The sequence below is a fragment of the Mesorhizobium maamorense genome (genome assembly GCF_044998965.1).
Taxonomy (GTDB): Bacteria; Pseudomonadota; Alphaproteobacteria; order Rhizobiales; family Rhizobiaceae; genus Mesorhizobium.
This window is the reverse complement of sequence record NZ_CP173356.1, coordinates 6,353,497-6,373,543: the sequence shown is the minus strand read 5'-3', so window position 1 is coordinate 6,373,543 and position 20,047 is coordinate 6,353,497. Positions and strand designations below refer to the sequence as shown.

The 20,047-nt window shown below is 63.6% G+C and carries 19 protein-coding genes; 6 read left to right on the top strand and 13 right to left on the bottom strand.

All coding sequences use genetic code 11. The features are described from left to right. The first annotated feature begins 2 nt into the window (after positions 1-2). Positions 3-491 (top strand): GNAT family N-acetyltransferase, encoded by a 489-nt coding sequence (locus ACIU1A_RS31730; RefSeq protein ID WP_404926140.1) that lies wholly within the window; start codon positions 3-5, stop codon positions 489-491. A gap of 30 nt (positions 492-521) precedes the next feature. On the opposite strand, the gene ACIU1A_RS31725 is transcribed toward ACIU1A_RS31730, so the two are convergent. After that, positions 522-1,523 (bottom strand): D-glycerate dehydrogenase, encoded by a 1,002-nt coding sequence (locus ACIU1A_RS31725; protein WP_140496760.1) that lies wholly within the window; start codon positions 1,521-1,523, stop codon positions 522-524. Between the two features lie 148 nt (positions 1,524-1,671). Here ACIU1A_RS31725 and ACIU1A_RS31720 point away from each other — a divergent pair, with 148 nt between their 5' ends. After that, positions 1,672-2,232 carry an SH3 domain-containing protein gene (locus ACIU1A_RS31720; protein ID WP_140496762.1) on the top strand — a complete coding sequence of 187 codons (561 nt, stop codon included), beginning with the start codon at positions 1,672-1,674 and terminating at the stop codon, positions 2,230-2,232. Between the two features lie 43 nt (positions 2,233-2,275). Here the strand turns inward: ACIU1A_RS31720 and ACIU1A_RS31715 are convergent, their stop codons facing one another. Together ACIU1A_RS31715 and irrA are read right to left on the bottom strand one after the other, a co-directional pair. Next, positions 2,276-2,635, bottom strand: a complete 360-nt coding sequence (locus ACIU1A_RS31715) for a DUF4260 domain-containing protein (RefSeq protein WP_404926139.1) — start codon at positions 2,633-2,635, stop codon at positions 2,276-2,278. A gap of 67 nt (positions 2,636-2,702) precedes the next feature. Then, a complete protein-coding gene (gene irrA, locus ACIU1A_RS31710) occupies positions 2,703-3,134 on the bottom strand; it encodes an iron response transcriptional regulator IrrA (RefSeq protein WP_181167354.1) in 432 nt (143 codons plus the stop codon). Positions 3,135-3,376: 242 nt separating this feature from the next. Here irrA and fabA point away from each other — a divergent pair, with 242 nt between their 5' ends. The 4 genes from fabA to ACIU1A_RS31690 all read left to right on the top strand — a co-directional run bounded on the left by fabA (position 3,377) and on the right by ACIU1A_RS31690 (position 7,680). Further along, positions 3,377-3,895 carry a 3-hydroxyacyl-[acyl-carrier-protein] dehydratase FabA gene (gene fabA / locus ACIU1A_RS31705; RefSeq protein ID WP_140496768.1) on the top strand — a complete coding sequence of 173 codons (519 nt, stop codon included), beginning with the start codon at positions 3,377-3,379 and terminating at the stop codon, positions 3,893-3,895. Between the two features lie 49 nt (positions 3,896-3,944). Then, the gene (gene fabB, locus ACIU1A_RS31700; RefSeq protein ID WP_140496770.1) at positions 3,945-5,165 is read left to right on the top strand and encodes a beta-ketoacyl-ACP synthase I; all 1,221 of its coding nucleotides are present in this window, start codon (positions 3,945-3,947) and stop codon (positions 5,163-5,165) included. Between the two features lie 31 nt (positions 5,166-5,196). Next, complete coding sequence (gene fabI, locus ACIU1A_RS31695; protein ID WP_404926138.1) at positions 5,197-6,009, top strand: enoyl-ACP reductase FabI; 813 nt, start codon at positions 5,197-5,199, stop codon at positions 6,007-6,009. Between the two features lie 126 nt (positions 6,010-6,135). Continuing rightward, positions 6,136-7,680 carry a putative bifunctional diguanylate cyclase/phosphodiesterase gene (locus ACIU1A_RS31690; RefSeq protein ID WP_404926137.1) on the top strand — a complete coding sequence of 515 codons (1,545 nt, stop codon included), beginning with the start codon at positions 6,136-6,138 and terminating at the stop codon, positions 7,678-7,680. 18 nt (positions 7,681-7,698) lie between these two features. Here the strand turns inward: ACIU1A_RS31690 and ACIU1A_RS31685 are convergent, their stop codons facing one another. The 10 genes from ACIU1A_RS31685 to rimP all read right to left on the bottom strand — a co-directional run bounded on the left by ACIU1A_RS31685 (position 7,699) and on the right by rimP (position 19,989). Beyond that, positions 7,699-8,718: a class I SAM-dependent methyltransferase gene (locus tag ACIU1A_RS31685; RefSeq protein ID WP_404926136.1), complete on the bottom strand. Its 1,020-nt coding sequence runs from the start codon at positions 8,716-8,718 to the stop codon at positions 7,699-7,701. Positions 8,719-8,787: 69 nt separating this feature from the next. Continuing rightward, complete coding sequence (pnp, locus tag ACIU1A_RS31680; protein WP_140624825.1) at positions 8,788-10,935, bottom strand: polyribonucleotide nucleotidyltransferase; 2,148 nt, start codon at positions 10,933-10,935, stop codon at positions 8,788-8,790. A gap of 413 nt (positions 10,936-11,348) precedes the next feature. After that, positions 11,349-11,660 (bottom strand): 30S ribosomal protein S15, encoded by a 312-nt coding sequence (rpsO, locus tag ACIU1A_RS31675; RefSeq protein ID WP_281405124.1) that lies wholly within the window; start codon positions 11,658-11,660, stop codon positions 11,349-11,351. Between the two features lie 139 nt (positions 11,661-11,799). Beyond that, positions 11,800-12,894: a magnesium/cobalt transporter CorA gene (gene corA / locus ACIU1A_RS31670; RefSeq protein WP_404926135.1), complete on the bottom strand. Its 1,095-nt coding sequence runs from the start codon at positions 12,892-12,894 to the stop codon at positions 11,800-11,802. 44 nt (positions 12,895-12,938) lie between these two features. After that, positions 12,939-13,910: a tRNA pseudouridine(55) synthase TruB gene (gene truB, locus ACIU1A_RS31665; protein WP_404926134.1), complete on the bottom strand. Its 972-nt coding sequence runs from the start codon at positions 13,908-13,910 to the stop codon at positions 12,939-12,941. Beyond that, a complete protein-coding gene (gene rbfA / locus ACIU1A_RS31660; RefSeq protein ID WP_404926133.1) occupies positions 13,910-14,323 on the bottom strand; it encodes a 30S ribosome-binding factor RbfA in 414 nt (137 codons plus the stop codon). The genes truB and rbfA overlap by 1 nt, the downstream gene beginning before the upstream one ends. A gap of 114 nt (positions 14,324-14,437) precedes the next feature. Further along, positions 14,438-17,011, bottom strand: coding sequence for a translation initiation factor IF-2 (infB, locus tag ACIU1A_RS31655; RefSeq protein WP_140513170.1), 2,574 nt, complete (start codon positions 17,009-17,011; stop codon positions 14,438-14,440). Continuing rightward, a complete protein-coding gene (locus ACIU1A_RS31650; RefSeq protein ID WP_140497289.1) occupies positions 17,008-17,658 on the bottom strand; it encodes an RNA-binding protein in 651 nt (216 codons plus the stop codon). The genes infB and ACIU1A_RS31650 overlap by 4 nt, the downstream gene beginning before the upstream one ends. Positions 17,659-17,696: 38 nt before the next feature. Further along, positions 17,697-19,292, bottom strand: coding sequence for a transcription termination factor NusA (gene nusA / locus ACIU1A_RS31645; RefSeq protein ID WP_140496790.1), 1,596 nt, complete (start codon positions 19,290-19,292; stop codon positions 17,697-17,699). A 49-nt stretch (positions 19,293-19,341) separates the two neighbouring features. Further along, the gene (rimP, locus tag ACIU1A_RS31640) at positions 19,342-19,989 is read right to left on the bottom strand and encodes a ribosome maturation factor RimP (protein ID WP_404926132.1); all 648 of its coding nucleotides are present in this window, start codon (positions 19,987-19,989) and stop codon (positions 19,342-19,344) included. Between the last annotated feature and the right edge of the window lie 58 nt (positions 19,990-20,047).

Genomic DNA, 20,047 nt, shown 5'->3' with positions numbered 1-20,047 from the left:
CGTTGAAGCGCACTGCCGATATCATCATCACCCGGATTCCGGCCGACTTCGACGGCTGGAACGAAGTGCTCGCCCTGATCCTGCGCGCATTCGCCTTCATGGACGGCATCATCGACCCGCCGTCCTCGGCGCACCTGCTCACCGCGGAAACTTTGCGCGACAAAGCCCGCCGCGAGACCGGCCTGCTGGCGCTCAGCGGCAACAGGATCGTCGGCTGCATCTTCGCCCTGGAACGAACCGACCACCTCTATGTCGGCAAGCTCGCCGTCACGCCGGACTGTCAGGGCCAGGGCATCGGCAGGTTGTTGATGCAAGCCGTCCAGGATTTTGCCCGCAGCCGCGGCAAGGCCGCAATCGAGCTGCAGACGCGAATCGAGCTGACTGGGAACCAGGCAGCCTTTGCCCGGCTCGGTTTTCGCGAGACCGTGAGAACGGCGCATGAAGGTTATGCGCGACCGACTTCGGTTACCATGCGCAAGACTGTTTGGTAAGTTTCCACTTACATTATGTTGCGAAGCCGCTCAGGTCCTGAGCGGCAGCACGCGATCCGGCGGGCGGTGGCCGTCGACGAAGGCGCGGATGTTGATGATCACCTTCTCGCCCATGTCGATGCGGCCCTCGAGCGTCGCCGACCCCATATGCGGCAAAAGCACGACCTTGCCCTTGGTCGCGAGCTTGAGCAGTTTTCCGTTCAATGCGGGCTCGTGCTCGTAGACGTCGAGTCCGGCGCCGGCGATCCTGCCATCCTGAATCAGCTTGACCAGCGCCTCCTCGTCGATGATGTCACCGCGCGCGGTGTTGACGATATAGGCGGTGGGCTGGAGCAGCGCCAGCCGCCGCGCCGAAAGCAGATGGAACGTCGCCGGCGTCGAGGGGCAGTTGACCGAGATGATGTCCATGCGGGCCAGCATCTGATCGAGGCTTTCCCAATAGGTCGCCTCCAGCCCGTCCTCGACCGCCTGCAGCACGCGATGGCGGTTGTGATAGTGGATGGAGAGGCCGAAAGCCTTGGCACGCCTAGCAACGGCGGTGCCGATACGCCCCATGCCGACAATGCCGAGCCGTTTGCCCCAGATGCGCCGGCCAAGCATCCATGTCGGCGACCAGCCGGCCCATTTCTTGTCGCCGGTGAGTACATTGGCGCCCTCCGCCAGCCGGCGCGGCACCGCCAGCATCAGCGCCATCGTCATGTCGGCCGTATCCTCGGTCAGCACGTTGGGCGTGTTGGTTACGGTGATGCCTTTCTTGGCCGCGGCCGCCACGTCGATCTTGTCGACGCCATTGCCGAAATTGGCGATCAGCTTGAGGTTTTCGCCGGCCTGGGCGATCAATGCCGCGTCGATGCGGTCGGTCACCGTCGGCACCAGCACGTCGGCCTCCTTGACCGCCGCGACCAGTTCCGGTTGCGTCATCGGCCTGTCCTCGACGTTCAGCCTTGCGTCGAACAGCTCGCGCATGCGGGTCTCGACAGGGTCGGGCAGTTTTCGCGTGATGACCACGAGAGGCTTCTTTTTGCCTGCCATTGTTTCCCTCGTTGAGACCTCTTTAACCAAGACCGGCGAAACTGGAAGCCGGTCGCGGTAGCCGATTTACCCATGTACCAAGCGGTGCCGCCGAAGACAAAGAAAAAGGGGCGCCGAGGCCGGCAGGCCAGCGCCGAAAGGAACGAAAGTGTCTGGTTTCGCGTCGCTTCGCCTGACCCTCAGCGCAGCATTTCTCGGCGCTCTGCTCTATTCACCCCAACTGTGCGCGCAAGGTGCAGCGGCTCCCGCCCAGAGCGTCGTCACGCTCGGGCCGAGCGGCCTGCCGCTGCCACGATTCGTCAGCCTGAAATCCGGCCGCGTCAATTCGCGTGTCGGGCCGGGCGCCAACTACTCGGTCGACTGGATGTATCTGAAGGCAGGCCTGCCGATGGAGATCATCCAGGAGTTCGACACATGGCGCCGCGTGCGCGACGCCGACGGTTCGGAAGGTTGGATCAACCAGTCGCTGCTTTCGGGCCGGCGCACGGCGATCGTGGCGCCGTGGCAGCGCGGCAAGGGCGCCCAGATCAATCTCCTCAGGAGCCCCGAAAAGGACGCCAGCGTGGTGGCGATCGTCGAGCCGGGCGTCATGGGCACGATCAAATCCTGCGACGGCCAGTGGTGCGAAATGACGCTCGATGGCCACACCGGCTGGCTCGCCCAATCCGTCGTCTGGGGCGCCTATCCCGGCGAACGGGTCAAGGACTGATTTTTGGCCTTGCCCGACTCGTTTGAACCGCAGGCCGGACCGTTTAGCGGCCGATGCGGCCGAGATGGGTATCCTGAAAGCTGCTCGACAGCTTCAAGCCGTAACCCAGCGCGCGATCGATAGCGATGTGGGCGATCCAGATCAATGCAACCGCTAGAGCGGCTGCATTGCCGAACAGGCTGCCGGCAAGCACCAAAAACACCGGTGGGACCAAGATGTGGAAGGCATTGTAGCAGGCGGCGCCGACGCGCGGCCCGGCGAGATAGCCGAACATGGACAGATCAGGCGCCAGGATCAACAAGGCGAACAACCGCCAGGACGCACCGGCGAGTGCATAAAAGACGATAGCGGACACCGCGACAGCGGCCCATTCCAGCCGGATAGCCAGATCGAGGGGTTTCATTCCTGGCCGTTCATACGCGCCTGGCCGTTCATACGTGCCCGGCCGTTCATACGTGCCCAGCCCCCGGTCATTCGGCGCGTTTGGGGCGCAGCCTCACCACGATGTCGACATTGGCGATCTCCATCCCCTCGGGTGGTTCCGGTAGGTTGGCGACGGTGACCGGACCATTGGCGATGTCGAAAATCCGGTTTTCGCCTTCGATATAGAAATGGTGATGATCGGAGGTGTTGGTGTCGAAATAGGTTTTGGCGCCCTCGACAGCCAGAATGCGCAGGAGTCCCGCCTGGGTGAATTGGTGAAGGGCGTTGTAGACGGTGGCCAGCGACACCGGCACGCCGGCGGCGACGGCCTCCTCGTGCAGTTCCTCGGCCGACAGATGGCGGTCGCCCTTGGCGAAAAGCAGGTCGGCAAGCGCAATGCGCTGCCGTGTCGGCCTCAGGCCGGCTTCACGAACCCGCTTGTCCACAGCGACATTTTCCTTCCGGCAGCCCCGGTCCATCTGGTCGTCCAAGCTCACAGTTCCGCCTCAAGACACGTCCAGAATGGCAAAAAAATGGATGTCTGCCGAAACCGGACCCCTTTCGACATATATTCTGTCGTCCGGATGCGATCAATAGCGCGCATTGACCCGGCAAGACTGGCGGGTTAAGCGCAAACGCCGGTTTCCGGCCTGAAACAGATTGTGTTAGGACACCAACGACAAGGGCGCGCCAGCGCCCGGGACATATGGGAACGAGATTGATGGCGGGTTCGAAATCCAGCTACGACTACGAAGAATTGCTGGCCTGCGCCCGCGGCGAGCTGTTCGGACCGGGCAATGCCCAGTTGCCTTACCCGCCGATGCTGATGTTTGACCGCATCACCGAGATCAGCGAAACGGGCGGGGCTTTCGACAAGGGCTTCATCCGCGCCGAATTCGACATCAAGCCGGACCTGTGGTTCTTTGCCTGCCATTTCATCGGCAATCCCATCATGCCTGGATGCCTGGGCCTCGATGCCCTGTGGCAGCTGACGGGTTTCTATCTCGGCTGGCTGGGCGAACCCGGCAAAGGCATGGCGCTGTCGACCGGCGAGGTCAAGTTCAAGGGAATGGTCACGCCCTCGGTTAAAAAGGTCGAGTATGGCGTGGAATTCAAACGTGTGATGCGTGGCCGGCTGGTGCTGGGCATCGCCGATGGTTGGCTAAAGGCGGACGGCGAACCCATATACGCGGCAACGGACCTGAAAGTCGGTCTGTCCAAGCAGTCGGCGGTCGCTTGACCGTCGCCCTGGCCGACTTCGTGGCCAGCATTCCTGGAAGGAGTTGCGAATGAGACGTGTCGTAGTCACAGGCCTCGGCATCGTGTCGTCGATCGGCAACAATGCCAACGAGGTGCAAGCCTCGCTGCATGACGCCAAATCCGGCATCAGCTTCTCCGACTCCTTCGCCGAGCACGGCTTCCGCTGTCAGGTCTGGGGCGCGCCGACGCTCGATCCCAGCGCCATGATCGATCGCCGCGCAATGCGCTTCCTGAGCCAGGGAGCAGCCTGGAACCATGTCGCCATGGACCAGGCGATCGCCGATGCCGGGCTTGGCGAGAGCGACATCACCAATGAGCGCACCGGCATCGTCATGGGCTCGGGCGGGCCTTCCACCCGCACCATCGTCGAGGCGGCCGAAACCACGCTCAAGAACGGCAGCCCCAAGCGCATCGGCCCGTTCGCGGTGCCGAAGGCGATGTCGTCGACCGCGTCGGCGACGCTGGCCACCTGGTTCAAGATCCACGGCGTCAACTATTCGATCTCGTCGGCCTGTTCGACCTCGGCGCATTGCATCGGCAATGGCTACGAACTGATCCAGTGGGGCAAGCAGGACATGGTGTTCGCCGGCGGCCACGAAGATCTCGACTGGACGATGTCGGACCTGTTCGACGCCATGGGCGCCATGTCGTCGAAGTACAATGACAGGGCATCTGCCGCTTCCCGCGCCTATGACGTCGATCGCGACGGCTTCGTCATCGCCGGCGGCGCCGGCGTGCTGGTGCTCGAGGAACTGGAGCATGCCAAGGCGCGCGGCGCCAAGATCTATGCAGAGATCGTCGGCTACGGCGCCACCTCGGACGGCTTCGACATGGTTGCGCCCTCGGGCGAAGGCGCGGTCCGCTGCATGCGGCAGGCGCTGGCGACCGTCACCACCCCGGTCGACTACATCAACACCCATGGCACCTCGACGCCGGTGGGGGATTCCCGCGAAATGGGCGCGATCCGCGAGGTGTTCGGCGAGAAGATGCCCTTCATCACCTCGACCAAATCGCTGACGGGCCATTCGCTGGGCGCGGCCGGCGTGCAGGAATCCATCTATTCGATCCTGATGATGCAAGGCGGTTTCATCGGCGAAAGCGCCCATATCGAGACTCTCGACCCCGAATTCGAGGGCATGCCGGTGGTGCGAAAGCGCATCGACAACGCCAGGATCGACACCGTTTTGTCCAATTCCTTCGGCTTTGGTGGCACCAACGCAACGCTGGTTTTCCAGCGCTATTCCGCATAAGGCCACGTTTTTTCCACGAGGATTGGCGATCATGGACGGATTGATGAAGGGCAAGCGCGGGCTTGTCATGGGCGTCGCCAACGATCATTCGATCGCCTGGGGCATAGCCCGGAAACTGTCCGAACATGGGGCCGAACTTGCCTTCACCTACCAGGGTGACGCCTTCGGCCGCCGGGTCAAGCCGCTTGCCGACAAGCTCGGCGCGGCGCTGGTGGTTCCCTGCGATGTCGAGGACAGCGCCTCGGTCCACGCCACCTTCGAGGCCTTGGGCAAGGCCTGGGGCGGGCTCGACTTCGTGGTCCATGCCATCGGCTTTTCGGACAAGAATGAGCTCAAGGGCCTCTACGCCGACACCAGCCGCGACAATTTCATCCGCACCATGGTCATCTCCTGCTATTCCTTCACCGAGGTCGCGCGCCACGCCGCGGCCCTGATGCAGGATGGCGGATCGATGATCACCCTGACCTATGCCGGTTCGGTGCGCGTCATGCCGAACTATAACGTCATGGGCGTCGCCAAGGCCGGCCTCGAGGCCAGCGTGCGCTATCTCGCCAACGATTACGGCCCGCGCGGCATCAGGGTGAACGGCATATCGGCCGGACCGGTGCGAACGCTTGCCGGCGCCGGGATTTCCGATGCGCGCCACATGTTCTCTTACCAGCAGCGCAATTCTCCGCTGCGCCGCACCGTGACCATCGACGAGGTCGGCGGCTCGGCACTCTATCTCCTGTCCGACCTCGCTTCCGGCGTCACCGGCGAAATCCACTATGTCGATTCCGGCTATCATATCGTTTCCATGCCGACGCTCGAGGAGCTGAAGCAGACGGATCGCGCGAGCGAATAGGCCATTTCGCGAAATAGTCTTTTCTCCTGCGAAGAAATAATTCCCTTCCAATAAAATTGGATGCATTCGCGGAAACTCATTTTAAGGGCCTATCGGCTATAGAGTCCCGCAATTTGGGGACTTTCAATGCCTGCCGTCAGCAACCCGAACCGCACACCGGTGTTCCGGCTGATCACCATAGCCAGTTCGGGCATTGGCAGTTTCATTCTCGGCATCTGGGGGCTGAAGCACGCGCTTGGCGACGGCTTTGCCGGCATGCCGGCGGACGTGATGGTGGCGATCATGGCTGCCCTTTGCGCATTGGCGGCGGCGGGAGCCGCGATGTCTTTCTTCGCCGGCGTCGATGAATCGGCTGATTTCGTCTTCAACGAAACCCAGTTCGACAAGCTGACCGGATTGCTGGCGCGTCCGGCGATGGTCGGCAAGATCGCCGAGGCAGCCTGCGCGACGAGCCGCACCGGGGCCCCGATGTTCCTCATCGACATCGACATCGACCGGTTCAAGCAGATCAACGACGCGATCGGCTACAGCCAGGGCGACGAACTGATCCGCGCCTTCACCAAGCGGCTGCGGGCCTGCGTGCCCGAGCGCGTGCAGATCGGGCGCATCGGCGCCGGCGAGTTCGCGGTGCTGCTTCCCGATCATCAGATTCAGGGAACAATGGAAGCTATGGTGGAGAGGCTCATCGACGAGATGATGGAGCCCTATGAGCTCAGCAGCCACCAGCAATCGGTGAGCCTGTCGGTGGGCATCGTGGCGATGCCCAAGGACGGCGTCGACCCGGTCCTCATCCTGCGCCGCTCCAACCTGGCGCTGCAAAATGCGCGCGCCAGGGGAGTCGGCAACTGGTCGGTCTTCGATACCGAGATGGGGCGGGTCGCCGATCATCGCCAATGGGTCGAATCCGAGCTGCACATCGCATTCGAGCGCGGTGATTTCGACCTTCACTATCAGCCGCAGCTGGACCTGCCGAGCGGCCGCATCGTCGGCTATGAAGCGCTGATCCGCTGGAACCATCCAGAACGCGGCATGATCCCACCTCTGGAGTTCATCCAGATCGCCGAGGAAACCGGCATGATCAATCCGATCGGCGAATGGGTTCTGCGCAAGGCATGCAGCGACGCCCGCCATTTACCCGACGACTGCTTCGTCGCCGTCAACATCTCGCCGGTCCAGTTCATGACCAAGGACTTCATCGGCCTCGTGCGCGACACGATGCGGACCACCGGCATCAAGCCGTCGCGGCTGGAGCTGGAAGTCACCGAGACGGCCATGATGCAGGACCGCGACCGCGCCGCCGCCATCCTGAAAGAGCTTGCCGATATGGGCATCTCGGTTGCCGTCGACGATTTCGGCACCGGCTATTCCAATCTCAGCTACCTGATCGATTTTTCCTTCGGCAAGCTGAAGATCGACCGCTCCTTCGTCAGCCGCATCGATACGGATTCGAGCTCCGGCGCCGTCGTATCGACCATTGTCGGCCTCTCGCGAGCACTCGGCGTCAGCATCATTGCCGAGGGCGTCGAGACAGAGGACCAGGCGACACTGCTCAGGGCAGCCGGTTGCGAGGTGGTGCAAGGTTATCTGTTCGGCCGGCCGGCGCCGCTTGCGGTCATGGCCGGCGAGGGACATGTCATCGAGGATTCGAGGCGCGTCGCCAATCTGCACTGAGTGTCACGCCGTTGCGTGTCAGCGACGCGCGGAAAGAACCTTGAACATGCCGTCACGGGCGAGCTCGGCATGGCTGGAGAAGGCGGCGGCCAGTACCGGCTCGTAGGGCAGCTGGCGGTTCGCCACCATGTACAGCCGTGCTCCCGGCTTCAGCGCCTTTGCCGCTGCCCGGATCAGGCCGGCGCCGATCTCCGGTTCGGCCGCGCGGCTGCGATGAAAAGGCGGGTTCATGATGACCGCGTCGTAGCGACGCTCGACCGGCTCCCCCTGCAGGTCCGTCCAGAAGAAACCTTTCGCAACCGACTGGCTGGCCGTGGCAAGATTGGCTTTGGCGGCTTCGAGAGAAGCGAAATCCGCCTCATAGAGATCAAGTGCCGAGATGCCGGGCGAACGCGCTTCCATCTCCGCCGCCAGATAGCCCCAGCCGGCGCAGAAATCGGCGACATGGCCGCGCAGGTCGGCTGGAAGATGGTCCGCCAGCAACTTCGAACCGGCATCGACACGATCGAAGGAAAACATGCCGGGCGCCGTGCTGAAGCGGCCGTCGACCAGCCCGGCGGGATTGGCGGCACGCAGCGCTGCTGCCGTCTCCGTCCCGGCCGGCCGGCGAAGCCAGAAGGCGATGCCGTGATATTTGGGCAGATGGCCTTCGAGCGGCACAAGCTCGTCCATGCGCTTGCGCAGGCTGGCGATGCCATCATCCTTGCCGCCGGCAATGACGATCAATCCGCCCTCGGTGACGCGCTCCAGCGCATCCGCGATGCGCAGCTCGTTCTGGCCGCGATGGCGGCCCGCGAGCACCAGCGCGGCGTCAAAGCCATCGCCCTGCGTTTGCGGGGTGACAGTGAAGCCCGCGGCTTGCAGCGCGCGAAAATGCGGCCGAAAGCCTTGCACCACGTGCAGCTCGGCGTCGAAGTCCTGCGGTGTCCGCAAGCCGGATTCGGCCCCTAGAAAAAGCGCCCGTTCGCCCTTGCCTGGCAAAGCGACCGCCTCGGCCTCGAATGGATGGAAAAGTGTCTTCAGCGGTTCGGCAGACATGCCTTTGCTCCATAAACGAAAGCGGGCGCGACATGAGCCGCGCCCGCTTCGATTTTTCGGTCAGGCCGTTCAGGCGGCGTTTTCTTCGCTCTCAGCCTTCTTGTCGCGAACGATTTCCTTGCCGGTGGTCTGGTCGACGACCTTCATCGACAGGCGGACCTTGCCGCGCTCATCGAAGCCCATCAGCTTGACCCAAACCTTGTCGCCTTCCTTGACGACGTCCGAAGTCTTGGCGACCCGGTCGTTGGCAAGCTGCGAGATATGGACGAGGCCGTCACGCGGGCCGAAGAAGTTGACGAAAGCGCCGAAGTCGGCGGTCTTGACGACCGTGCCTTCGTAGATTTCGCCGACTTCCGGCTCGGCCACGATGGTGTGGATCCACTTCTTCGCCGCCTCGATCTCCTTGGCGTTCGCCGAAGCGATCTTGACCGTGCCGTCATCCTCGATGTTGATCTTGGCGCCGGTCTTCTCGACGATCTCGCGGATGACCTTGCCACCGGAACCGATCACGTCGCGAATCTTGTCGGTCGGGATGTGCATGACCTCGATGCGCGGTGCGAACTCGCCGAGCTCGGCGCGCGCGCCGGACAGCGCGTGGCCCATTTCGCCGAGAATATGCTGGCGACCGTCCTTGGCCTGGTCGAGAGCGATCTTCATGATCTCCTCGGTGATGCCCTCGATCTTGATGTCCATCTGCAAGGAGGTGATGCCGTTGGCGGTGCCGGCGACCTTGAAATCCATGTCGCCGAGGTGATCCTCGTCGCCTAGGATGTCGGAGAGCACGGCGAAGCGTTCACCTTCCTTGATCAGGCCCATGGCGATACCGGCGACCGGCTTGGCCAGCGGCACGCCGGCGTCCATCAGCGCCAGCGAGGTGCCGCAGACGGTTGCCATCGACGACGAGCCGTTGGACTCGGTGATCTCCGAGACCACGCGCAGCGTGTAGGGGAACTGGTCTGATGTCGGCAGCATCGGGCGGATGGCGCGCCAGGCGAGCTTGCCGTGGCCGATCTCGCGGCGGCCGGGCGAGCCCATGCGGCCGGTCTCGCCGACGGAATAGGGAGGGAAGTTGTAGTGGAGGAGGAACTTCTCCTTGTACATGCCGGTCAGCGAATCGACATACTGCTCGTCCTCGCCGGTGCCCAGCGTGGCGACGACCAGCGCCTGGGTCTCGCCGCGGGTGAACAGCGCCGAACCGTGGGTGCGCGGCAGGACGCCGACCTCGGATACGATCTTGCGCACGGTCTTCAGGTCACGGCCGTCAATGCGCGAACCAGTGTCGAGAATGTTCCAGCGCACGACCTTGGCTTGGAGCTCCTTGAACACACTGCCGATCTGCTCGGAGGAATATTTCGGCTCTTCGCCTTCGGCCGGAGCGAAGGCCGCCTTGACCTTGGCCTTGACGGCGTCCACGGCGGCATAGCGCTTCTGCTTGTCGGTGATCTTGTACGCGTCGCGAAGCTCGTCGCCGACGATCTTCAGCATCTCGGCTTCGAGAGCGGAATAGTCCGGCGCGGTGAAGTCGCGCGGGTCCTTGGCGGCGACCTCGGCCAGCTTGATGATCGCGTCGATCACCGGCTGGAAACCGCGATGGCCGAACATGACCGCGCCGAGCATCAGGTCTTCGCCGAGCTCCTTGGCTTCGGACTCGACCATCAGCACGGCGTCGGCGGTGCCGGCGACGATCAGGTCGAGCTTGGATTCCTGCATCTCGTCGACATGCGGGTTGAGCACGTATTCGCCGTTGATGTAGCCGACGCGGGCGCCGCCGATCGGGCCCATGAAGGGCACGCCCGACAGGGTCAGGGCCGCCGAGGTGGCGACGATCGACAGGATGTCCGGATCGTTCTCGAGATCATGCTGGACGACGGTGACGACGATCTGCGTGTCGTTCTTGTAGCCGTCGGCAAAGAGTGGGCGGATTGGGCGGTCGATGAGGCGCGAAACCAGCGTTTCCTTTTCGCTCGGACGGCCTTCACGCTTGAAATAGCCGCCCGGGATCTTGCCGGCGGCGTAGGTCTTTTCCTGGTAGTTGACGGTCAGCGGAAAGAAGTCGAGGCCCGGCTTGGGCTCCTTCATCGAAACGACCGTGGCGAGAACCTTGGTCTCGCCGTAGGTGGCGAGCACGGCGCCGTCGGCCTGGCGCGCGATCTTGCCGGTTTCGAGGATGAGCGGGCGACCGCCCCATTCGATTTCCACTTTGTGGTGATTGAACATGTCTTGTCCTTCATATGAGGAAAGGGCCGCGCCGTTTCAGCGTGCGCGGGTGCCCTTTCCCCTGGCTTCCTTTCTCGGGCAGCCACGGGCAAGACAACGGGAAGCTCGATCCATGTCGGCCGGATGGCCGCGCGAGCGTCCTGCAATCCTGCCCCATGACCGTCCATGGGGTGGCTTCGAGGGGGCCCTCTGCACGCTCGAAACCGGATTTGGCCAATCGATCCGACTGGCCCTGCGCATGACCCCACAAGCAGCGGCTTGTGGAATGCGTCACGCGCAAACTCAACTTGTTGGAGCGTCCGTCCGGCATCCGGATGGGTGCGCGGCGCTCCAGTACCTGCATTCGAGATCGGATTGGTCCGGTGCTCAAATGCGCGACCGGCGGGCCCTTGTGAGGCCCGCCGGTCAATTCGTCAACGGCGCAGGCCGAGCTTCTCGATCAGCGTCTGGTAGCGCGTGTCGTCCTTGCGCTTGAGATAATCAAGCAGGCTTCGGCGCTGGGAGACGAGAGCGAGCAGACCACGGCGGGAATGGTTATCCTTCTTGTGGTCCTTGAAATGGTCGGTCAGGTTCTTGATGCGCTCGGAAAGGATGGCTACCTGAACTTCCGGAGACCCGGTGTCGCCCTTGGCGGTTGCGAATTCAGTCATCAATTCCTGTTTGCGCTCGGCAGTAATCGACATCGTGTTTTTCCTTATCTGTTCGAGGAAACGGGTCGCCCTCAGCCGGGATGTCGTCCAGCAGGGGCCGGTGCAAGCAGAGCGTCATAGCGCTAAGCTGCGGCGCATATAGTGCAATTCCCAAGAAAACACCAGCCCAATTCACGAAGCCGGCTTTTCACGCCAAAACGGCAAGTTATCCCTGTCAAAGCCATTTTTTCCATTTGAAGAAGGCAATCAGCCCAACCGCGACCACGGCCATGAACAGCAGCGACAAGGGATAGCCGTAATAGGCCTTCAGCTCAGGCATGTTCCAGGGCGACGTCTCCGGATCGAAATTCATGCCCCAGACGCCGACCAGAAACGTGAGCGGCATGAAGATGACCGAGACGATCGTCAGATAGGAAATGACGTCGTTGGTGCGTGCCTGGCTCAGCGACAGATGCATCTCGATCAGGCCGGTCAGCATGTCGCGCTGGTTCTCGACCAGCTCGATCAGCCGCAGCGCGTGGTCGAGCGTATCGTTCAGGAAGACCTTGGTTTCGGCCTTCACATAGGACACGTCGTTGCGGATCAGCGTCGCCAGCGCGTCGCGCATCGGCCACAGCACCCCCTTCAGCACATTGGCGTCGTGCCGCAATCCATGAAGCTGCTGCATCTGATGCTTGTGCGGTGCGTGCAGCATCTGGTCCTCGATGCTGTCGACGAGTTCGCCGGCCGCCTCGATCGGCGGAAAGTAGCTGTCGACGATGGCGTCGATCAGCGCATAGGCGAGATAGTCGGCGCCACGGGCGCGCAGCCGGTTCGGCGCCGAGCTTTCGATGCGCTTGCGCACCGGATCGAACGGATCGCCTTCGCGCTCCTGGAAGGTGACGACGAAATTCTTGCCAAGGAAAACGGCGATCTGCTCGTAGCGGTGCGAGGCGACGTCGTCGATCATCCGCACGACCACGAAAGCATGGTCTTCGTAGAAATCCACCTTCGGCCGCTGGCCCGTGTTGACGACGTCCTCCAGCGCCAGCGGATGCAGGCTGAAGATGCGGCCGATCTCCTTGATCAGCTCGATATTGGCCAGGCCGGTGCAGTCCAGCCAGATGACCGGCCACTTTTCGCAATTGGCATTGACGTCGTCTATGCTGGCATTGTCGATCGTTTTGGACTTTTGCGGCGAGATCAGGGTGAGCCGCAGTTCCGAGCGTCGCGCCGCGGGATCGGCGATCAGCGTTCCGGGCGATGCACCGACCGGCGGCCGCCTGGCCCTGAGCGGCGCCCGCGTCTTGATCGCCTCAACCTTTGCCATGCGGTCCCTCGGATAGATGTCGCATAGAGATTAGACGAGGGCCCTCACCCGGCAAAGACCCGTTTGGGCTTGAACATGCCCTGCTCGACGGCGCCGATGGCCACCAGCTTGCCGCGCGCGGTCGCGCAGGCTTCCTCGGCCTCCACCGGCGCGTCGCGGCCCCGGATGATGACGGGATTGCCGAGGCGGATCTTCGTCGCCGCATCGTCGCTGATGGCGATCTGCGGCAGGCAGTCGAGTGCCGCCGAGGTGTCGACAAGCAGCGCGTCGATCGCGCCAAAATCGATCGGCGCTTCTATCGAATCGGGGGACGGTTGCTGCGTGCCATGACCCTGCTCGCCGAAGCGCGCCGCCTCCAGTTCGGCGACGGTGACGAAATCCTCGGCGGTGAACGGCTCGACCTCGATCCGGCGCAGTTCAGAAATATGGCCGAAGCAGCCGAGATCGCGGCCCATGTCGCGGGCCAGCGAGCGTACATAGGTACCCTTGCCGCATTCGACCTCGAAAACCGTGTGATCGGCCCCGTGCTCGACGATGTCGAGGCGGCCGATTTCGATCTCGCGCGCGGGAATGTCGACCTCCTCGCCGTCGCGGGCGAGATCATAGGCGCGTTCGCCCGCGATCTTGATGGCCGAGAATTGCGGCGGCGTCTGCATGATGACGCCGGTGTACTTCGGCAGCAGCGCCTGCACTTCGGCCTCCACGGGGCGCCGGTCGGAGTCCCTCGTCACCGGACCTTCGAGGTCGTCGGTCGAGCGCTCCTGCCCCCAGGCCACGGTGAAGCGGTAGATCTTGGCGCCGTCCTGGACGTAGGGCACGGTCTTGGTGGCTTCGCCGAGCGCGATCGGCAGCATACCGGAAGCGAGCGGATCGAGCGTGCCGGCGTGGCCGGCCTTCTCCGCCTGGAACAGCCACTTGATCTTGGAGACGGCCTCGGTCGAGCCCATGCCGACCGGCTTGTCCAGCACCACCCAGCCCGAGACCGGCCGGCCCTTCTTCTTGCCGCGGCGCGCCATTATTCGCTGTCCTTATCGTCGTCGTCCACATCCAGATCGCGCGCCACCTCCGGCGATTTCAGGAGATCGTTGATCCTGGCGAAATTGTCGAAGGAGGTGTCGAGCCGGAAGCGAAACTCGGGCATGTACTTCATCTGCCGCAGCGCGCCGGAGACACGGCCGCGGATGAACTTGGCATGCTTGTTGAGCGCCTCGACCACCGCGCCGGCGTCCGTGGCGCCGAGCGGCGAGATGAAGGCGGTTGCGATCTTGAGGTCGGGCGACATGCGCACTTCCGACACCGAAACCACGGCATTCTCGACCAGCGGATCGATGATCTCGCCGCGCTGCAAGGTTTCGGACAGCGCATGGCGCACCTGCTCGCCGACGCGCAGCATGCGCTGGGATGGGCCTGATGTGGTCGAACGGGGCATTTTTTCTCGATCCTGAAAGCGTGGGGCGCGGGATAGGACCGTGCCTCATGTCTCAAATGTTTGCCAGGCGGCGGCCTCTCGGCCACCGCCTGGCATGACGGACGTCACACGAACTCAGAGCGTGCGGGTTACCATCTCGACGCGGAAGCACTCGATGATGTCGCCGACGCGCATGTCCTCGTAGTTCTGGAAGGCCATGCCGCATTCCTGGCCGCCCGGGACTTCCGAAACCTCGTCCTTGAAGCGCTTCAGCGTCTTCAGCGTGCCTTCGTGGATGACGACGTTGTCGCGGATCAGGCGCACGCCCGCGCCACGCTCGACCTTGCCTTCGGTGACACGGCAGCCGGCGATCTTGCCGACCTTGGTGATGTCGAATATCTCGAGGATCTGCGCATTGCCGATGAAGGTCTCGCGACGCTCCGGCGAGAGCATACCCGACAGAGCCGCCTTCACGTCATCAACGAGGTTGTAGATGATCGAGTAATAGCGGATCTCGATGCCAGCGGCCGCGGCAGCGGCACGTGCCTGCACATTGGCGCGGACGTTGAAGCCGATGATCGCCGCGCCCGACGTCTCCGCCAGTGACACGTCGCTTTCGGTGATGGCGCCGGCGCCGGCATGGACGATGCGCGCACGCACCTCGTCGGTGCCGAGCTTGTCGAGCGCTGCGTTGATCGCCTCGATCGAACCCTGCACGTCACCCTTGATGACCAGCGGGAACTCCTTCAGTCCGCTCGTCTGCAGCTGCGACATCATCTGTTCGAGCGAACCGCGCTGGCCGGCATGACGGGCAACCGCCTTCTCGCGGGCCAGACGCTGGCGGTACTCGGTGATCTCGCGGGCGCGGGCCTCGTTGTTGACCACGGCGAAGCGGTCGCCGGCCTGCGGCGTGCCCTGGAGGCCGAGCACCTCGACCGGCATAGCCGGCGGCGCTTCCTTGACGTGTTCGCCACGATCGTCGACCAGCGCGCGCACCCGGCCCCATTCATTGCCGGCGACAAGGATGTCGCCCGGCATCAGCGTGCCGGTCTGCACCAGCACGGTGGCGACGGGGCCCCGGCCCTTGTCGAGCTGCGCCTCGATGACGACGCCCTCGGCGGTGCGGTCCGGATTGGCCTTGAGGTCGAGGATTTCGGCCTGCAGCAGGATCGCTTCGAGCAGCTTGTCGAGATTGGTGCCCTTGGTCGCCGACACTTCGACGTCCAGCACCTCGCCGCCCATCGATTCCACGAACACTTCGTGGCGCAACAGCTCGGAGCGCACTTTCTGCGGATCGGCGTCATGCTTGTCGATCTTGTTGATCGCCACGATGATCGGAACGCCGGCCGCCTTGGCATGGCTGATCGATTCGATCGTCTGCGGCATCACGCTGTCGTCGGCCGCCACCACCAGGATGGCAATGTCGGTGGCCTGGGCGCCGCGGGCGCGCATGGCCGTGAAGGCGGCGTGGCCGGGCGTGTCGATGAAGGTGATCTTCTGACCGTTCTTCTCGACCTGATAGGCGCCGATATGCTGGGTGATGCCGCCGGCCTCGCCGGAGACGACATTGGCGTTGCGGATCGCGTCGAGCAGCGAGGTCTTGCCGTGGTCGACATGCCCCATGATGGTCACGACAGGCGGCCGCGACACCAGGTCTTCCGGACGGTCGGCGATGTTGAACAGGCCTTCCTCGATGTCGGACTCGGCGACGCGGCGGACCGTGTGGCCGAATTCGGTGGCGACCAGTTCCGCCGTGTCGGCGTCGATGACGTCGCCCGGCTTCAGGATCTGGCCCTGCTTCATGAAGAACTTGACCACATCGACGGCGCGCTCGGACATGCGCTGCGCCAGTTCCTGGATAGTGATGGTTTCGGGCAGGATCACTTCGCGCATAACCTTCTCGCGCGGCTCATTGTGCATCGCGCGCTTGAACTTTTCCTGGCGGCGGCGCATCGACGACAGCGAACGGGCCCGCGCATCCTCGTCGGAAAGCGCGGAGTTCAGCGTCAGCTTGCCGCGACGGCGGTCTTCCTCGCCCTTGGTCGGCTTGGCCGGACGCGCCACTTCGGGCGTCACCAGGCGGCGCACCGGCGCACCGGCGCCAGTCCGCTTCGGCTTGACCTCTTCTTCCTCGTCGGCGGTCGCCAGTTCGGCGGCCTGCGGCGCGCGGCGACGCGCCTCTTCCTCGGCGCGGCGGCGGGATTCGGCCTCGGCCTGCAACCGCGCTTCTTCCTCGGCCTGGCGGCGTGCGGATTCCTCGCGCTCGCGCTTGCGGCGCTCCTCATCCTCGGCGCGGCGCTTGGCTTCCTCGACGGCGCGTTGCCGGTCCTCGACCTCGCGCGCCTTGGAGCCTTCGAGCGCCCTGCGGCGCGCTTCCATTTCGCTGCGGGACAGTTCGTTCAACACCATGCCGCTACGCTCGACCGGTGCCGGCGGAGGTGGAGGCGGCGCCTTGGGTGCCTCCTGCACGACGGGAGCCGCCGCGACCGCCGGCTTCGGGGTGAACACGGGTGCCGCCACCGCCGGCTCCGGCTTGTCGCCGGGCAGCGAAAATTTGCGCTTCTTGGTCTCGACCACGACCGACTTGGTGCGGCCGTGCGAGAAGTTCTGGCGCACGGTGCCCTGTTCCATGCCGGGGCGCTTCAGCGTCAAGGTCTTCTTCGGCGTAACACTCAACGTCTTGTCGTCGCCCGATTTCGTATCGCTCATTCCATATCCTCTGCGGCCTCATCTTCGTCAGCAACGGCCGCAAGCATTGCCAGATCGTCCGGGGTACCGCCCCGATATCGGTCGAGCGCAACCATGCGCTTCTGGACCGCCTTACCCGCGTCTCCCGCGAGGACGGCAGCATGTATCACATTTGTACCCCCCAATGCCAAGCTCAACTCGGCCTCGGAGAAAAGTTTGTAGGCAAGGATGGAGGGGCCGCCAATATGGACGGTCGCCCGCCGCGCCTGGCTGATCTTGCGCACGCCATCGTCTGAGGCTTCGGTCGCGTGGAGCACGAAAAGCGCCAATCCACCGCGCACCGCGCTCTCCACCTTGGTGGCGCCCAGCGCGATCGCCCCTGCCTTGCGAGCGAGACCCAGCATGCCAAGGGCGGATCTGGAAAGCAGCCCATCGACCATGCCGCCGAGATCGGGCGGCACGACCACCTGTGCCTTAAAGGCGCGGCTAAAAAGGTTCTTGGCCGCCGCCTTGTCAATATGTAGGCGGTCGGCGCTCACCCAGCAACCACGGCCGGGCAGATTTCTCTTGAGATCCGGTACGACGGCCGAATCCGGGCCGACGACGAACCGGATCAGTTCATCCGGTTCGGCCTGCTTGCGGGTGACGATGCAGGTGCGATCGTTCATCTCGTCCAAGGGCGGTTTCTGTGCGATGCGGTTTCACCTCACGCACCAACGGCTTCGTCAGCCGGCGCTTCTTCGGCTGCAAGCTCGTCTTCGGAAATCCAGCCGGCCTTGAGACGGGCCGCGAGCACCATCTGCTCGGCATCGGCGCGCGAAACGCCATGATCGGCCAGCACGCCCGGATACACCTTGGTCTCGCCGTCCTTGCGTTCCTTCCAGCCGGTGAGGTCGTCGGCGGCATAGCCGGCGAAATCCTCGATCGTCTTCACGCCGTCCTCGCCGAGCGTCACCATCATGGCGGTGGTGATGCCGGGGATTTCGCGCAGCTCGTCCTTGACGCCCAGCGCCTTGCGCTTTTCGTCGTGCTCGGCTTCGATCTTCTCCAGATATTCGCGGGCCCGGGTCTGGATCTCCGAGGCGGTATCCTCATCGAAGCCGTCGATCGAGGCGATTTCGCCGGCATCGACATAGGCGACTTCCTCGACGCTGGTGAAGCCTTCGGAGGCGAGCACCTGGCCGACCATCTCGTCGACGTCGAGAGCTTCCATGAACAGCGCCGAGCGCTCGACGAATTCCTTCTGGCGGCGCTCGGATTCCTCGGCCTCGGTCAGGATGTCGATATCCCAGCCGGTGAGCTGCGAAGCGAGGCGCACATTCTGGCCGCGGCGGCCGATGGCCAGCGACAGCTGGTCGTCCGGCACCACCACTTCGATGCGCTCGGCGTCTTCGTCGAGCACGACCTTGGCGACTTCCGCCGGCTGCAACGCATTGACGATGAAGGATGCGGCCGAGGGCGACCACGGAATGATGTCGATCTTCTCGCCCTGCAATTCGGCGACGACCGCCTGGACGCGGCTGCCGCGCATGCCGACGCAGGCGCCGACCGGATCGATCGAGCTGTCGCGCGAGATGACGGCGATCTTGGCGCGCGAACCGGGATCGCGGGCGACCGACTTGATCTCGATGATGCCGTCATAGATCTCCGGCACTTCCATGGTGAAGAGCTTGGCCATGAACTGCGGATGGGTGCGCGACAGGAAGATCTGCGGGCCGCGCTGCTCACGGCGCACGTCGTAGACATAGGCGCGGACGCGATCGCCATATTTGTAGTTTTCGCGCGGGATCAGCTCGTCGCGGCGGATGATCGCTTCGCCACGGCCGAGATCGACGATGACATTGCCGTATTCGACGCGCTTGACGGTTCCGTTGACGATCTCGCCGATGCGGTCCTTGTATTCGTCATACTGGCGGTCGCGCTCGGCCTCGCGCACCTTCTGCACGATGACCTGCTTGGCCGACTGGGCGGCGATGCGGCCGAAATCCATCGGCGGCAGCTGTTCGGCGATGAAGTCGCCGAGCTGGGCGTCGGGATTGCGCTCGCGCGCCGAGGAAATGGCGATCTGCGTGGCATAGTCGTCGACCTTCTCGACCACTTCCATCAGCCGCTGCAGCTTCATCTCACCGGTGTTGGGGTTGATGTCCGCGCGGATGTTGGTCTCCTGGCCATAACGCGAGCGTGCCGCCTTCTGGATCGCATCGGCCATGGCGGCGATGACGATCGACTTGTCGATCGACTTTTCACGCGCGACCGCATCGGCAATCTGCAGCAGTTCAAGTCTGTTGGCGCTTACAACCATGTTTTTTCTCCCGAGCCTGTTTGCCGGCGCTTGGGGCCTGGCAGCTCAATCAACTTTCCTGTTCGTGTTCTTCCGTAGCGCCCGATTCCGCACCCTCTGGTACGTCGTCGTCCAGTTCGCCGCGGCGTTTCTTGGCTTCCTTGCGCGCCCTGTTGTCCTTCGACAACGCATCACGGATGAGGTCGTCGGTCAGGATCAGCCGGGCTTCGGCAATGGCGTCGTAGGGCACGCGCACCGTCGGCTCCTCACCATAGGCCGCCTTGTCGCGCTCGATCAGCACATCGTTCTCACCGGCTTCGGCGATCTTGCCCTTGAAGCGCTTGCGATCCGCGACAACGACCGATGTTTCCATCTTCACCAGATGACCGGTCCAGGTCACGAAATCCGATTTGCGCACCAGCGGCCGGTCGATGCCGGGCGATGAGACTTCGAGATGATACGCCTTCTCGATGGGATCGTCGACGTCGAGCGCAGGCGACACCGCACGGCTCACCTCTTCGCAATCCTCGACGGTCATGGTGCCGTCCTCGCGCTCAGCCATGATCTGCAGCGTAAGCCCGTTCTGGCCGGACAGATGCACGCGTACAAGGCGAAAGCCGATGCCGCGCAGCACCGGCTGGACGATCAGCGCGATGCGCGCATCGATGCCGCTTTCGCGGATGATGCGATCGTCGCTCTCGCTTGCCGTTGACGTCATTCGATTCCTGTCGATCATTCTCTAGCCATCGGCAGGTAATAAAAAAGAGCGGGACCGG

What these genes read in the sequence shown, in the direction of transcription:
- rimP (WP_404926132.1), bottom strand. Translation starts at nt 19,989, where the DNA reads ATGACGTCAACGGCAAGCGAGAGCGACGATCGCATCATCCGCGAAAGC.
- ACIU1A_RS31690 (WP_404926137.1), top strand. Translation starts at nt 6,136, where the DNA reads ATGCCTGCCGTCAGCAACCCGAACCGCACACCGGTGTTCCGGCTGATC.
- fabB (WP_140496770.1), top strand. Translation starts at nt 3,945, where the DNA reads ATGAGACGTGTCGTAGTCACAGGCCTCGGCATCGTGTCGTCGATCGGC.
- truB (WP_404926134.1), bottom strand. Translation starts at nt 13,910, where the DNA reads ATGGCGCGCCGCGGCAAGAAGAAGGGCCGGCCGGTCTCGGGCTGGGTG.
- ACIU1A_RS31650 (WP_140497289.1), bottom strand. Translation starts at nt 17,658, where the DNA reads ATGAACGATCGCACCTGCATCGTCACCCGCAAGCAGGCCGAACCGGAT.
- ACIU1A_RS31715 (WP_404926139.1), bottom strand. Translation starts at nt 2,635, where the DNA reads ATGAAACCCCTCGATCTGGCTATCCGGCTGGAATGGGCCGCTGTCGCG.
- nusA (WP_140496790.1), bottom strand. Translation starts at nt 19,292, where the DNA reads ATGGTTGTAAGCGCCAACAGACTTGAACTGCTGCAGATTGCCGATGCG.
- ACIU1A_RS31685 (WP_404926136.1), bottom strand. Translation starts at nt 8,718, where the DNA reads ATGTCTGCCGAACCGCTGAAGACACTTTTCCATCCATTCGAGGCCGAG.
- corA (WP_404926135.1), bottom strand. Translation starts at nt 12,894, where the DNA reads ATGGCAAAGGTTGAGGCGATCAAGACGCGGGCGCCGCTCAGGGCCAGG.
- pnp (WP_140624825.1), bottom strand. Translation starts at nt 10,935, where the DNA reads ATGTTCAATCACCACAAAGTGGAAATCGAATGGGGCGGTCGCCCGCTC.
- rbfA (WP_404926133.1), bottom strand. Translation starts at nt 14,323, where the DNA reads ATGCCCCGTTCGACCACATCAGGCCCATCCCAGCGCATGCTGCGCGTC.
- infB (WP_140513170.1), bottom strand. Translation starts at nt 17,011, where the DNA reads ATGAGCGATACGAAATCGGGCGACGACAAGACGTTGAGTGTTACGCCG.
- irrA (WP_181167354.1), bottom strand. Translation starts at nt 3,134, where the DNA reads ATGGACCGGGGCTGCCGGAAGGAAAATGTCGCTGTGGACAAGCGGGTT.
- fabI (WP_404926138.1), top strand. Translation starts at nt 5,197, where the DNA reads ATGGACGGATTGATGAAGGGCAAGCGCGGGCTTGTCATGGGCGTCGCC.
- fabA (WP_140496768.1), top strand. Translation starts at nt 3,377, where the DNA reads ATGGCGGGTTCGAAATCCAGCTACGACTACGAAGAATTGCTGGCCTGC.
- ACIU1A_RS31725 (WP_140496760.1), bottom strand. Translation starts at nt 1,523, where the DNA reads ATGGCAGGCAAAAAGAAGCCTCTCGTGGTCATCACGCGAAAACTGCCC.